This window comes from Planotetraspora phitsanulokensis, assembly GCF_016863295.1.
Taxonomy (GTDB): domain Bacteria; phylum Actinomycetota; class Actinomycetes; order Streptosporangiales; family Streptosporangiaceae; genus Planotetraspora; species Planotetraspora phitsanulokensis.
Window position 1 is genome coordinate 437,503 of the sequence record NZ_BOOP01000001.1, and the last position, 12,588, is coordinate 450,090.

Annotated in this window: 8 protein-coding genes; 4 read left to right on the forward strand and 4 right to left on the reverse strand. The window is 69.5% G+C overall.

What is annotated here, in order from left to right; all coding sequences use genetic code 11:
- Positions 1-16: 16 nt before the first annotated feature.
- Positions 17-3,538 (forward strand): DNA polymerase III subunit alpha, encoded by a 3,522-nt coding sequence (gene dnaE / locus Pph01_RS02035; protein ID WP_204071134.1) that lies wholly within the window; start codon positions 17-19, stop codon positions 3,536-3,538.
- 59 nt (positions 3,539-3,597) lie between these two features.
- Positions 3,598-4,494, forward strand: coding sequence for a helix-turn-helix domain-containing protein (locus tag Pph01_RS02040; RefSeq protein ID WP_204071135.1), 897 nt, complete (start codon positions 3,598-3,600; stop codon positions 4,492-4,494).
- A 41-nt stretch (positions 4,495-4,535) separates the two neighbouring features.
- On the opposite strand, the gene Pph01_RS02045 is transcribed toward Pph01_RS02040, so the two are convergent.
- Both Pph01_RS02045 and murA read right to left on the reverse strand, forming a co-directional pair.
- Positions 4,536-7,106 carry a transglycosylase domain-containing protein gene (locus Pph01_RS02045; protein WP_239116353.1) on the reverse strand — a complete coding sequence of 857 codons (2,571 nt, stop codon included), beginning with the start codon at positions 7,104-7,106 and terminating at the stop codon, positions 4,536-4,538.
- 52 nt (positions 7,107-7,158) lie between these two features.
- Positions 7,159-8,481, reverse strand: a complete 1,323-nt coding sequence (gene murA / locus Pph01_RS02050) for a UDP-N-acetylglucosamine 1-carboxyvinyltransferase (protein ID WP_239116354.1) — start codon at positions 8,479-8,481, stop codon at positions 7,159-7,161.
- 79 nt (positions 8,482-8,560) lie between these two features.
- Between murA and Pph01_RS02055 the strand changes: the two genes are divergently transcribed.
- On the forward strand, positions 8,561-9,049 hold the full coding sequence (locus Pph01_RS02055; RefSeq protein ID WP_204071136.1) for a hypothetical protein: 489 nt from the start codon (positions 8,561-8,563) through the stop codon (positions 9,047-9,049).
- Here Pph01_RS02055 and Pph01_RS02060 read toward each other — a convergent pair.
- Together Pph01_RS02060 and ybaK are read right to left on the reverse strand one after the other, a co-directional pair.
- Positions 9,025-10,446 carry an amidase gene (locus Pph01_RS02060; protein WP_239116355.1) on the reverse strand — a complete coding sequence of 474 codons (1,422 nt, stop codon included), beginning with the start codon at positions 10,444-10,446 and terminating at the stop codon, positions 9,025-9,027. The two genes, Pph01_RS02055 and Pph01_RS02060, sit on opposite strands and share 25 nt — an antisense overlap.
- Before the next feature lie 80 nt (positions 10,447-10,526).
- Positions 10,527-11,024, reverse strand: coding sequence for a Cys-tRNA(Pro) deacylase (ybaK, locus tag Pph01_RS02065; protein WP_239116356.1), 498 nt, complete (start codon positions 11,022-11,024; stop codon positions 10,527-10,529).
- Between the two features lie 175 nt (positions 11,025-11,199).
- Here ybaK and Pph01_RS02070 point away from each other — a divergent pair, with 175 nt between their 5' ends.
- Entirely contained in the window at positions 11,200-12,504 is a 1,305-nt protein-coding gene (locus tag Pph01_RS02070) for an RICIN domain-containing protein (RefSeq protein ID WP_204071138.1), read from the forward strand.
- The last annotated feature ends 84 nt before the right edge of the window (positions 12,505-12,588 follow it).

Here is a 12,588-nt window from a genome sequence, read left to right on the forward strand (position 1 = left end):
CTGGAGTGGGGGTCTCATGGGTGATTCGTTTGTACATCTGCACGTCCACACCGAGTACTCGATGCTCGACGGGGCGGCCCGGCTGAAGCAGATGTTCAAACACGTGAGCGATCAGGGCATGCCCGCGATCGCGATCACCGACCACGGCAACATGCACGGGGCCTATGACTTCTACAAGCAGGCCACCGGCGCCGGGGTGAAGCCGATCCTCGGCATCGAGGCGTACGTCGCGCCCGACTCGAGGTTCCAGAAGAAGCCGGTCGTGTGGGGTGAGCCCCACCAGAAGAGCGACGACGTCTCCGCGGGCGGCTACTACACCCACATGACGATCTGGGCCAAGAACCGGGTCGGCCTGGGCAACCTCATGCGGGTCAGCTCCCGGGCGTACACCGAGGGGTTCGTCCGCAAGTGGGCCCGGATGGACCACGATCTCCTGGCGGAGCACTCCGAGGGCCTGATGGCCACCACCGGCTGCCCCTCCGGCGAGGTGCAGACGCGGCTTCGCCTGGGCCAGTACGACGAGGCCGTCAAGGCCGCCGCGAAGTTCCAGGATCTGTTCGGGAAGGACAACTACTTCCTGGAGATCATGGACCACGGGCTCGACATCGAGCGGAGGGTCAGGGACGGCCTGATCCGGATCAGCCGCGAGCTGAACATCCCCCCGCTGGTCACCAACGACTCCCACTACACCTACGAGCCGGACGCGGCCAGCCACGACGCCCTCCTGTGCATCCAGACCGGCAAGCAACTGTCCGATCCGGACCGGTTCAGGTTCGACGGCAGCGGCTACTACATCAAGTCGGCCGACGAGATGCGCGCCGTCGACTCCTCCGACATCTGGCAGGAGGGCTGCCGCAACACCCTGATGGTCGCCGAGAAGGTCGACCCCTCGGACATGTTCGGTTACAAGAACCTGATGCCGAGCTTCCCGATGCCCGAAGGGCAGACCGAGGAGGAGTTCTTCCGCGAGACGGTGTGGGCGGGCATGCGGCGTCGCTACCCGGACGGCTTCGACGACGAGCGCCGGGAGCGCGCCGAGTACGAGATGGGCATCATCCTCCAGATGGGGTTCCCGTCCTACTTCCTCGTGGTCGCGGACTTCATCATGTGGGCCAAGGAGAACGGCATCCGGGTGGGGCCGGGACGTGGCTCCGCGGCCGGCTCGCTGGTCGCCTACGCGATGGGCATCACCGACCTCGACCCGATCCCGCACGCCCTGCTGTTCGAGCGGTTCCTCAACCCCGAGCGCGTGTCCATGCCCGACGTCGACATCGACTTCGACGAGCGCAGGCGCGCCGACGTGATCAGGTACGTCACGGAGAAGTGGGGCGCCGACAAGGTCGCCATGATCGCGACCTTCGGCACGATTAAGGCGAAGGCCGCCATCAAGGACGCCGCCCGCGTCCTGGGACACCCGTACGCGCTGGGCGACAAGGTGTCCAAGGCGTTCCCGCCCGCCGTGATGGGCAAGGACATCCCGCTGTCGGGGATCTTCGACAAGGACCACCCCCGCTACAACGAGGCCGGCGAACTGCGCCGGCTGTACGACGAGGACGTCGACGTCAAGGCGACGATGGACCTCGCCAAGGGCCTGGAGGGCCTGATCCGGCAGACCGGCGTGCACGCCGCCGGCGTCATCATGTCGGCCGAGTCGCTCGTCGACAACGTCCCGATCATGCGCCGGGACTCCGACGGCGCGATCATCACGCAGTTCGACTATCCGACCTGCGAGACGCTCGGCCTGCTGAAGATGGACTTCCTCGGCCTGCGCAACCTCACGATCATCGACGACTGCCTCAAGATGATCGAGCTCAACGGCAACGAGCCGATCGACCTGCTCAAGCTGCCCCTCGACGACCGCATCACCTACGAGTTGCTCGGCCGCGGCGACACGCTGGGCATCTTCCAGCTCGACGGCGGCGGCATGCGCTCCCTGCTGCGCATCATGCGCCCCGACAACTTCGAGGACATCTCGGCCGCCCTCGCGCTCTACCGGCCGGGTCCCATGGGCGCCAACTCGCACACGAACTACGCGCTGCGCAAGAACGCCCAGCAGGAGATCACCCCCATCCACAAGCAGCTCGAGGAGCCCCTCAAGGAGATCCTCGACACGACCTACGGCCTGATCGTGTATCAGGAGCAGGTCATGGCCATCGCGCAGAAGGTCGCGGGCTACTCTCTGGGCGGCGCCGACCTGCTCCGCCGCGCGATGGGCAAGAAGAAGAAGTCCGAGCTGGACAAGCAGTTCGAGTTCTTCGAGAAGGGCATGCAGGACAACGGCTTCTCGGCCGAGGCGATCAAGTCGCTGTGGGACATCCTGCTGCCGTTCTCCGACTACGCCTTCAACAAGGCCCACACCGCCGGGTACGGCCTGGTCTCCTACTGGACCGCCTACCTCAAGGCCAACTTCCCGGCCGAGTACATGGCCGCGCTGCTCACGTCCGTCAAGGACGACAAGGACAAGTCGGCGCTGTACCTCAACGAGTGCCGCCGCATGGGCATCAAGGTCCTCCCGCCGGACGTCAACGACTCCGACTTCGACTTCACCCCGCGGGGCACCGACGTCCGCTTCGGCCTGTCGGCCATCCGCAACGTCGGCGGCAACGTGGTCGACGGGATCATCGGCGCCCGCAAGGAGAAGGGCCGGTTCACCGACTTCAAGGACTTCCTGCGCAAGGTCCCCGCGATCGTCTGCAACAAGCGCGTCATCGAGTCCCTGATCAAGTCGGGCGCGTTCGACTCGTTCGAGCACGTCCGCAAGGGCCTGCTGATGGTCCACGAGCAGGCCGTCGACGCGATCATCGACATCAAGAAGAACGAGGCGATCGGGCAGGACTCGCTGTTCGGCGCGGTCGACGGGGCCGAGGACCAGACCTTCGACGTGCAGATCCCGCCGGGGGAGTGGGACAAGACCACCCTGCTGCAGTTCGAGCGGGAGATGCTCGGGTTGTACGTCTCGGACCACCCGCTGCTCGGTGTCGAGCACATCCTCGCGTCCGGCGCCGACTGCTCGGTGGCCGCGCTGCAGTCCGAGGACCGTCCCGACGGCCAGATCGTCACCGTCGGAGGCCTGCTTTCCGGCCTGCAGCGGAAGGTCACCAAGAAGGGCGACACCTGGGTCCTCACCATGCTGGAGGACCTGGAGGGCGCCATCGAGGTGATGATCTTCCCTTCGTCCTACCAGCTGTGCGCGACGATCCTCGCCGAGGACGCGATCGTCTTCGTCAAGGGCCGGATCGACAAGCGGGAGGACGTCGCGAAGATCATCGCGATGGAGGTGACCGCGCCGGATCTCACGGCCGAGACCGGCGGCCCGCTCGTCGTCAGCCTGCCCGTGGCCCGCTGCACCCCGCCCGTCGTCGGCCGCCTCAAGGAGGTCCTGACCACCCATCCGGGGACGACGGAGGTGCATCTTCAGGTGCACAACGGGCCGCGGACCACGGTCATGCGCCTCGACGACCGGCTGCGGGTCACCCCCTCGCCGGCCCTCATGGGTGATCTCAAGCAACTGCTCGGCCCGGCCTGCCTCGGAGCCTGATCTCCGGGCTCGATCTTCGGGCTTGAGGTTCCAGCGGCTGGAGGGTGCAGGCTGATCGTGTGAGCGAGGAGACACGGCTCTACACGATCGGGCAACTCGCTCGCCGTACGGAGCTTTCCGTACGGACGATCCGTTTCTGGTCCGACATCGGCCTGATCCCTCCGGCCGGCCGGTCCGCCGGCGGGTACCGCCTCTACGACGCCGAGGCGGTGACCCGCGCCGACCTCGTCAGGACCCTGCGCGATCTCGGCATAGGGCTGGAGTCCGTCCGGGAGATCCTCCTGCGGCAGGCCTCCGTGGCGGAGGTGGCGCAGGCCCATGTCAGGGCGCTGGACGCGGAGATCCGCACCCTGCGGCTGCGCCGGGCCGTGCTGCGCACGGTCGTCGAGCGCGGCGGCACGACCGAGGAGACGTTGCTGATGCACAAACTGGCCCTGCTGTCCGTGCGCGAACGCCGGCAGATCATCGATGACTTCGTCGACCGGGTGACCGCCGGCGTCGACCTCGACGCCGACGCCGCGGTCATCGCGCAATGGATGCGCGAACTGCCCGACGACCCGGCCCCCGAGCAGGTGGACGCCTGGATCGAGCTCGCCGAGCTCGTCGGCGACGAGGACTTCCAGCTCACGATCAGGCGGCTGGTGGTCGGGGGAGCGGAGGGACGGCCCGAGTCCGCGTACGACGTGCGGGCGTCGGTCGTCCGGTTCGCGGGACGTGCGCTGGCGGAGGGGGTGGAGCCAAGCTCGCCGGAGGGCAAGGCCGTCCTCGACCGCATCGTGGCTCCCGATCTGCCGGCTCCCTCACGCGCCGAGCTCCGTCAGTGGCTGGAACCGCTGGCGGACGCCCGGGTGGAGCGGTACTGGCAGTTGCTGGACGCCGTGAACGGCCGGGAGCCGTCCCCGCCGGCCGTACCCGCTGTGGAGTGGGTGGTCGCCGCGCTGCGAGTGCACGGCTGAAGCCGGCCCTCGTGCCTGATCACGGCAGGCGGCCGCGCAGGTCAGTGGGCCTGATCGCGAACATGTGCATGATCACGCCCAGAGTGGGCGCCGCCGGGGTTCCTGCTCGTGTTTTCTCGTGGTGGTCTGGGCGCGTCTCCACGCTGGCCTCTGTTCGTGCCCCCCTGTGGGGCTCGGTTCGTGCCCTGGGGGTGAGCCTGGGGGGCTCTGTGGGCGGGCCTGTGCCTTTCCTCGTGTGAGGCGCCGGGCCGGCCTGCGCGAGGACCGGTGTGCGGGGCGCGGCGGCGGTCGTGCCGGACGTCGGGGCGCCCTGCGTGGGGGGCGCCATGCCATCGGTCCGGCCATCCGCCCGGCCAGTCGCCGTGGCGGCCGCGCGGCCCTGCCCCGGCGCCGCCGTCGCGGCCCATGGGCCCGTCGCCCGTGGCCGGGTCAGTGCCTTCCCAGGCGTCCCCTCTGTCGCGTCCGCGGTCCCCATCCCTGCCCCGGTCTCCGTCCCGGCCTCTGCGCCGGTCATCCTGCTCCTGGGCCTCCCTCAGGCCCGGGGTGAAGCCTCCGCCGAACCGCGCCATGTCCGGAGGGACGAATCCGGACGGCTCGATGTGCCGCAGGGCGGCGGACATGGAGTCGACCCAGATCGGCCCGGGCAGGGAGGCGCCCTGCACGGCGCCGTAGGACTGGCCGCCGATCTCGACGCCAGTGAGCGGGTAGCGGTAGGAGCCGCGGATGTCGCCGACGCTCACGGCCGCGGCGAGGTTGGGCGTGTACCCGGCGAACCAGGCCGAGGTGTAGCCGTTGTTCGTGCCGGTCTTGCCCGCCGCCGGCCGTCCGATCGACTGGCCGCGCATCGTCCCCTGGGTGAAGACGCCCGAGAGCACGTGGTTCACGGCGTCGGCGACCTCGGGGTCGAGCGCCTGCGTGCAGCTCGGCGGAATCTGCGTCCGGCTACCGTCCCGCTCCACGATGTCGGTGATCGCCATCGGCTGGCAGTAGCGCCCCCGCGCGGGGAACGTCGCGAAGGCGGCGGCCACCGTGGTGGGGTCCATCTCGTTGACCCCCAGCGTGAACGTGGGGACCTCCTGCAGCGGCTTGCCGTCGGCCCGGGTGATGCCGAGGGCCTTGGCCGTCTTCACGACGTTGCACAGCCCGACAGCCTGCTCGAGCTTCATGTAGAAGATGTTGACCGACTTCCAGGTGCCCAGTTCCAGGCTGTACGGCCCGCCGCTGCCCTCTCCGCTCGCGTTGAAGATCGTGGCCGACGGGTCGTTCACCGGCTTGCCCGAGCAGTCGCGAAATCCACTCGAGGGCACGAAGGAACCCGGAGTCTGGAAGCCCTCACCGAACCGCCAGCCCTGCGACAAGGCCGTGGCCAGCGTGAACGCCTTGAAGGTCGACCCGGCCTGGAAACCGTTGCCGCCGCCGTGCGCCCGGTCGGCCGGCAGGTTGTAGGTGGTGCTCGGGCCGGAGTTGCGGTTGCGCGGGTTGCGGCCGTACTTCTTGCTGGCGACCATCGCCCTGATCAGCCCGGTGCCGGGCTCCACCATGGTCTCGGCGGCGACCTGGGAGTCCTCCGGGCTGACCCGTTCGGCGATCGCCTGCTGCGCGGCCTTCTGGGCGACCGGGTCGATCGAGGTCCACAGGGTGAGCCCGCCCCGCTGGAGGCGGCGCTCACGGTCGGCACGCGTGTAGCCGAACGCCGGGTTGTTGAGCACCTCGTGCTCCACGTAGACGCAGAAGAACGGGTAGGCGCTGCCGCCGCAGCCTCCGGGCTCTCCGCGCATGCGCAGCCCGAGCGGGGTCGCCGCCGTCGACCTGTCCGTCTCCGGAGTGATCATCTTCAGGTCGGCCATCCGGTCCAGCACGAGGTTGCGCCGCTCCAGCAGCCGCGCCTGCTCCTGGTCGCCGAGCGAGGGATCGGTGTCGGACGGCGTGCGCACGGCGCCCGCGAGGGTGGCGGCCTGGGCGAGCGTCAGATCCGCCGCGTCGGTGTCGAAGAACCGCTCCGCCGCCGCCTGCACGCCGAAGGCCCCCGCGCCGAAGTAGGCGATGTTGAGGTAGCGCTCCAGGATCTCCTTCTTGGAGTACTTCTTCTCCATCGCCAGCGCGTACCGCAGCTCGGTGATCTTGCGCTGGATGTTCTTGACGCGGGCGAGCGTGCGCTCGTGCTCCGACTCGGCCTGGGTGAGCATGATGTTCTTCACGAGCTGCTGGGTCAGCGACGAGCCGCCCTGCTTGATCCCGCCGGCCTGCGTATTGGTGATGAGTGCCCGGAGGGTGCCCTTGATGTCGAGCCCCCCGTGCTCGTAGAAGCGGGAGTCCTCGATGGCCACGATCGCCTGCTGCATGGCGGGGGCGACGTGGTCGAGCGCCACCGACTGGCGGTTCTGGTAGTAGAACTGCGCGATCTGCGTGCCGTTGCGGTCGAGGAGCCGGGTCATCTCCGGGAGCGGCTCCTCGCGCGGGGGCGCGGGCAGGTCGGTGAAGGTGGACGCGACGCCCTTCGTGGCGACTCCGGCCCCGCCGACGAACGGCAGGGCCATTCCCGCGACCAGGACGCCTCCCAGCGCACCGGACAGACCCAGCGCGACGGCGGCGCTGCGGAGGCGAGAGGTCACGGCTTATCAGTGCGACGCGGCGGAGTGTCGCAAACTCCGTCCGCGAAAAACTTTACGATCCCCTGCTGATCTTCAACCCGAGTGAGGTGAACTGCTCGAACGGCCGGTGGTAACCCCGTTCGATGTGGTTGACCCCCCGCAGCGTGGAGGTGCCCTCGGCCACCGCGGCCGCGAGCACGGCCGAGAACCCCGCCCGGATGTCGGGCAGCATCACGTCGGCGCCGCGCAGCTCGGACACGCCGCGGACCACGGCGGAGTGCTTGGCGTTGGTGTCGTGGTAGCGGCAGGCGGGGCCGCCCAGGCACTGCGCGAAGACCTCGATCTCGCAGCCCATCTTCTGCAGGGCGGGCACGTAGACCAGGCGGTTCTCGAAGACCGTCTCGTGCAGCACCGACATGCCCTCGGCCTGCGTGAACAGCACCATCAGCGGCGTCTGCCAGTCGGTCATGAAGCCGGGATGCGTGTCGGTCTGCACCGCGGCGGCACGCAGGCCGTCCGGCGCCGAGGCTGTCAGCCAGTCGTCGTTGATCTCGAACCGGGCGCCCATCCGAGCCAGGGTGGTGATGGCGGTCACCAGGCGGTCCTGCGGGCAGCCGTGCACCCGCACCTCGCCCCTCGTGACGAGCCCCGCCACCAGGTAGGAGAACGCCTCGATGCGGTCGCCGGCGAGCCACGTGGACGCGCCGTGCAGGCGCTCGACGCCCTCGATGACGATGCGCCGGTCGGGGCTGAGCTCGATCATCGCGCCCATCCGCTGGAGGAACAGCGCGAGCTCGACCACCTCCGGCTCCATGGCGGCGCCCTTGATGACCGTCTTGCCCTCGGCGAGCACGGCGGTCATCAGGATCGTCTCGGTCGCGCCGACGCTCGGGTAGGGCAGCGTGATCCTGCTTCCGCGCAGGCGGTTCGCCTTGGCCGTGATCCCGGTCTCGCCGACCTCGATCTCGGCGCCCATCGACCGCAGCGCCTCCACGTGGAAGTTGACCGGGCGCCGCCCGATGGGGTCGCCGCCGACCAGGGGGACGAACGCCTCACCCGCCAGGTGCAGCAGCGGGCCGAGCATCAGGATCGGGATGCGGTTGAGCCCGGTGTACTCCTCCGGGACGCGGGGCCTGATCTCGTCGCTCCGCTCGATGGTGATCTCCCCGGGGGTGATCTCCACGTGGATGCCGAGCGCCTCCAGCATGGCCGCGGTCAGACCGACCTCGCCGACCTCGGGGGCGTTGTGCAGTGTGCTCGGGCCGTCTCCCAACATGGCCGCGACCATGTGCTTGGACACGGCGTTCTTGGACCCGCGCACCTCGACGTCACCCCGGAGGGGACCCGAGGGGTCGATCCGCCACACCTCTTCGCGGCCATTGCCTTGCACGCTCACACCTACTCCTCGCCGGTGGCTGGTGAAGCACAAGGGTATCGGGGCTTTCTCCGATCACCATGTAGGTACCATCTGGACGGTGCGGCATTTGAAGGGCAATCTGACAACATTGGTCACGACCGTCCTCGTCCTGGTCCTGCTCGGGGTGGCGGCCGGATTCGTGTGGTCGGCGGTCGCGCCGCCCACCCAGTACGTCCTGACCGACATCGGGCCGCAGCCGGCGGATCTCGAAGGTCAGTCGCTCATCGCCGCGGACGGCTGGTTCGCCGTCATCGGCGCGGTGTGCGGCCTCGTCTGCGGCGTCGTGGCCTACCTTCTGTCGCGTGCCCGGCCCGTTCCCGCCGTCTTGGGCATCGCCGGCGGCGGGCTGCTGGCCTCCTACGTCGCGTCACTGGTCGGGAGTTCGGCGAAGGGAACGATCCAGGCCTCCGCGGCGGGCGGGCTGACCACGTCCACGTCGCTCGGCCTCACCGCGCACGGCGTGCTGTTCGCCTGGCCGGTCGTGGCCACGGGGGTCTTCTGGATCCTCGAGTTCGTGCTGACCTACCGGCTGCGCGGAGACGCCTGAGCCCCGGGGAGCTCCGGCATCCTTCGCCAGGTGCCCGTCGCCCGTTCGAACGCGTGGCCCAGTCGCAGGACGTCGACGTCGGCCCACGGCCTTCCGACGATCTGCACGCCGACGGGCAGCCCTCCGGAGGTGAACCCGCAGGGCACCGACATGGCCGGCGCGTGGAGCACGCTGATCCAGTAGCAGGACCGCATCCACGCCAGGTAGTCGGGCATCGGCGTGCCGTCGATCTCCAGGACGTAGGGGTCCTCGACGGGGAACGGCGGCACCTGGCTGACCGGCGCGATCAGGAAGTCGTACTCGCCGAAGAAGGCGTTCATCCGGTGGAACAGGCCGGTGCGCAGCCGCTCGGCCCGGGCGAGGTCGGCTCCCGTGACCGTGCGGCCCTGTTCCACGTTCCACGTGACGTTGGGTCCCGCCTCCGGCAGGTCGCCGAGCGCGAGGGCGTAGTACCACGAGCGGTAGATCCGGAAGGCGTCCTCGGCGTCGGACAGGTCGAGGGCGACCTCCTCCACCGTGGCGCCGAGGCCCGTCAGCACGCCCACGGCCTGCGCGGTCACCCGTGCGGTCTCCGGGTCGACCGGCAGCCCGCCGAGGTCGGGGCTGAACGCGATCCGCGCGCCCGTGAAGTCACGCTCCAGGGAGCCCGCGAAGACCGAGCCGTCCTCCCTGATCGCGTACGGCGAGGCCGGGTCGAAGCCCGCGATGCCGCTCATGAACAGCGCCAGGTCGGCCACCGTGCGCGCCATGGGGCCCGGCACCGAGAGCGTGTACCAGGCCGCGCTCGCCGACGCCGAAGGAACGCGCCCGGGGGTCGGCCGCAGCCCCGTGACGTTGCAGAAGGACGCGGGGTTGCGCAGGGATCCGCCCATGTCCGAGCCGTCCGCCAGGGGCACCATGCGGCCGGCCAGCGCGGCCGCTGCGCCGCCGCTGCTGCCGCCCGCGCTCCTGGACAGGTCGTAGGGGTTGCGGGTCGCCCCGAACACCTCGTTGACCGTGTGCGACCCCGTGCCGAACTCGGGGGTGTTGGTCTTGCCGATCATGATGCCGCCCGCGTCCCTGACCCGGCGCACCAGCAGGTCGTCCTGGTCGGGCACGTGGCCGGCGAAGACGCGTGAGCCGTACGTCGTCCTGACCCCGGCCGTGTCGACCAGGTCCTTGTGCGCGACGGGGAGCCCGTGCAGCGGGCCGCGCCAGTGGCCGCGCGCCAGGTCGGCGTCGGCCTGCGCGGCCTGGTCGAGCGCCCGATCGGCCACCAGTGTGACGATGGCGTTGAGCCGGTCGCCGACCTCGTCGATCCGTCGCAGATGCGCCTCGATGAGCTCCACGGCGCTCACCCGCCGCTCGCGCAGCAGCGCCGACATCTCCGTCGCGGTCAGCTCGACCAGTTCGGTCACGTTCGTCCCCGTTCCGTGTGTCCTTCGCTACGAGTCTCGGGTGGGGGAGCGGCCGTCGGCGATGGCAACAGTCGACAGGCTCAGGCCTTCGCGATGGGGGCGGTGACCGCCTGCGTGAGCCGTACGAGATTGGCCGGGGCCGTCTCGATCTGCAGTCCGCGGCGGCCCGCGGAGAAGTAGACGGTCTCGAAGCCGAGCGCCGACTCGTCGACCACCGTGGGCAGCCTCTTGCGCTGCCCGAGCGGGCTGATGCCGCCGACGACGTAGCCGGTGACCCGCTCCACCTTGACCGCGTCCGCCATGGCCGCCCGCTTGCCCTTGAGCGCCGCGGCGAAGGCCTTCAGGTCCAGTTTGCCCGCCACCGGGACCACCGCGACGGCGAGGCCCGCCTCGGTCTCCGCGACCAGCGTCTTGAAGATCCGCTCGTACGGCACGCCGAGCGCGTCGGCCGCCTCCTCGCCGTACGCCTGGGCGTTCGGGTCGTGGTCGTAGGGGTGGAGGGTGAACTCCGCCTTCGCCTGCGTCAGCGCGACGGTCGCCGGAGTTCCCTGGCCGCCCTTGCCCTTGGTCTTGCTCACGCCGGACAGACTAGCGATCCGCACGGCCCCGACCTTCTCCTTACCGCGCATTTCACATGACTTGACTCAAGTCGGCAGAGAACAGATCATCATCCTTGATCCGGTCATCGCCGTGCCCGTAGGCGGACGGGCCCCGTTCCTGCCGGACGCCGTCATCGAACGAAGGACCATGCACATGACCAGGCACGACATGGGGGTGACGCGTACGTGGACCCGGCTGCTCGCCGTGTTCGCCGTCGCGCTGGGGCTCGCCGCCGTCCCCGCCCACGACCCCGCGCGGGCGGCCGCCGCCCCGCAGTTCAAGGTGCTCGCCTTCTACAGCGGCACCTGGGACGCGGCCCACATCGACTTCACCAAAGAGGCGAACCAGTGGTTCCCTCAGGCCGCCGCGCAGAACGACTTCTCCTACACCGCGACCACCGACTGGAGCCGGCTGAACGCCGCCACCCTCGCGCAGTACCAGGTCGTCATGTTCCTGGACGACCTTCCGCAGACCGCCGCGCAGCGGTCGGCGTTCGAGCAGTACATGCGGGGCGGCGGGGCCTGGATGGGGTTCCACGTGTCGGCGTTCAACACCAACCCGCAGAGCTGGTCGTGGTACCACAACGAGTTCCTGGGAACCGGGGCGTTCAGGTCCAACACGTGGGGCCCGACCGCGGTCACCGTCCGCAACGAGGGCGGCGCCGGGCATCCGACCACGGCGCGCCTGCCCGGCACGTTCACCTCGTCGGTGAGCGAGTGGTACAGCTGGAACAACGACCTGAGGAACAACCCCAACATCAAGATCCTCGGGTCGATCGACCAGTCGAGCTTCCCGGTCGGGACGGACCCCAACCAGACCTGGTACAGCGGCTACTACCCGATCATGTGGACGAACAAGAACTACAAGATGGTGTACGCGAACTTCGGGCACAACGCCATGAACTACTCGACCAACACCCGGTTGTCGTCCACGTTCGCCAGTGACACCCAGAACCGGTTCGTCGTCGACAGCCTGCTGTGGCTGGGCGGGGGGAGCACTCCACCTCCGCCGTCGGACACGATCTCCCCGACGGCGTGGTACGGCCTCGTCGGCCGCGCCAGTGGCAAGTGCGTCGACGCGCGGGCGGCCGCCACGGCCAACGGCACCGCCGTCCAGCAGTACACCTGCAACGGCACACTCGCCCAGCAGTTCCAGGTCCAGCCGACCAGTGGCGGGTTCGCGCGGCTGAACAACCGCAACAACCCCGCCCAGGTGATCGACGTGACCGGCGTGTCGACGGCCGACGGCGCCCCCCTCCAGCTCTGGGCGTACGGCGGGGGCGGCAACCAGCAGTGGCAGGCCGTCTCGGAAGGTGGCGGCTACTACCACTTCGTCAACCGCCTCAGCGGCAAGTGCCTGGACGTGCCCGGCGCCTCGGCGTCCGACTCCGTCCAGCTCCAGCAGTACACGTGCAACGGCACGGCCGCGCAGTCGTTCCAGCTGTCCCAGAAGGGGTAGCCGTACGCACACGGTGATCGCCGGGCGGCCGGGCCGTACGCGCCCGTCCGCCCCGGCTCACCGGGAGGGTCACTGAGCATGTGG

What these genes read in the sequence shown, in the direction of transcription:
- dnaE (WP_204071134.1), top strand. Translation starts at nt 17, where the DNA reads ATGGGTGATTCGTTTGTACATCTGCACGTCCACACCGAGTACTCGATG.
- Pph01_RS02070 (WP_204071138.1), top strand. Translation starts at nt 11,200, where the DNA reads ATGACCAGGCACGACATGGGGGTGACGCGTACGTGGACCCGGCTGCTC.